The sequence below is a fragment of the Hyphomicrobium sp. genome, assembly GCF_020852195.1.
Classification (GTDB): domain Bacteria; phylum Pseudomonadota; class Alphaproteobacteria; order Rhizobiales; family Hyphomicrobiaceae; genus Hyphomicrobium_C.
Genome location: NZ_JADZBI010000257.1, coordinates 1 through 1,296 on the forward strand (window position 1 = coordinate 1; position 1,296 = coordinate 1,296).

Consider the following 1,296-nt stretch of genomic DNA (forward strand, 5'->3'; position numbering starts at 1 on the left):
AGCGTACCATCCGGCTCCAGGCGGCTTAACACGCCATTGTCGGCGGTCCAGTACGTCACGTACACCGCGCCTGCCGAGTCGACAGCCAGCGTGCGCAGGTTTAGCCCGGCCTGCCGGTACAGCGTCTCTGCGACCGGCGCGTCGTCCGCCAGACTCAGGCGGTAGATCGACCCGGTGCCCGGATCGGCTATCAGAAGGGCATCTTCCCGCGTCGCATACGCCAGGCCAATCGGCTGACCCGCCACGCCACCCACCGGCGGCACAGACCACCACAGCGCCGCGACCCCTTCGGGCGGCACCCGCCACACCGAAGCATTATCCGGATGTGAGACGTAAACATTGCCCGCGCCATCAACCGCGAGCTGGGCGAAGAGCGGCAGCTTGCCCTCGTTGAGCGCTTCCCCGAAGTAGCTGACCTGCCCATCCGGCGCAATACGCTTAAGCTGACCAAAGGTGCGCGAATCGGCAGACTGATAGTCGATCACGTACAGCGCGCCGTCCGCGCCCCGCGCAATAGCGCCCGGCGCGGTCAACTGCTGGAAGTTGCTGCGGGTTCCGTCGGCAGATACCCGGTCGATAGCGCCTGTGCCGAGCAGCGTCACCAGGAAGCCACCCTGCCCATCGTCGACAAGGCCGGACGGAAAAGCGCGCTCCACGTCCAGGGACAGGAATGTGCTGACGCTGACACCCTCCGCACGCGCTACCACCTCACGGCGTGGTGAACTCAGGCGGTTTTGGATGTCGGTCCAGACGAGCAGCGCCGTCCCGCCCACGATGGCCAGGATGACGAGGGTGAATATGCCGAGGAACAGCAGGCGCTTACGGAGGGGAACGCCCTCCTCGGGCGCAACACGCTCTGGCGGGGGAGTGGAAGTGCTCACGGCAGTCCTTTCGCGTGAACGAAAACGGCAGACGAAGCCGTCTGCCGTGCCGCCAAAATGGCGGAGAGGGTGGGATTCGAACCCACGAGGGCTTTCACCCTACTCGCTTTCCAAGCGAGCGCACTAGACCAGCTATGCGACCTCTCCGGGCGCAGAGATTATAGACGGCCCCTCTGGCCCGGTCAATGCCGAATCGCGCGAGCCGTGCGCCTCAGACCGGGAGCATCAGGCTGTCCAGATCGCGCGGGTAGTAGGTCAGCATCTCGACGCCATCCTCGCGCACGACGACGGTGTCGGAGTGACGAAAACCGCCCAATTCCGGCGAATAGAGGCCCGGCTCCACGGTGAAGACCATGCCCGGTTGGATGATCGTCTCGTCGCCCAGGTCCAGGAACGGTCCTTCGTGGTAGCGTAG

At 65.1% G+C, this 1,296-nt stretch carries 1 protein-coding gene, 1 tRNA gene and 1 pseudogene; all 3 read right to left on the reverse strand.

Annotation, left to right across the window (positions count from 1 at the left end; all coding sequences use genetic code 11):
• Positions 1–881, reverse strand: a pseudogene (locus IT540_RS20685) (hypothetical protein); the annotation flags it as partial.
• A 58-nt stretch (positions 882–939) separates the two neighbouring features.
• A tRNA-Ser gene (locus IT540_RS20690) sits at positions 940–1,028 on the reverse strand.
• A 64-nt stretch (positions 1,029–1,092) separates the two neighbouring features.
• The coding region (locus IT540_RS20695; protein ID WP_291181770.1) for a M24 family metallopeptidase at positions 1,093–1,296 on the reverse strand (204 nt) is incomplete at its 5' end.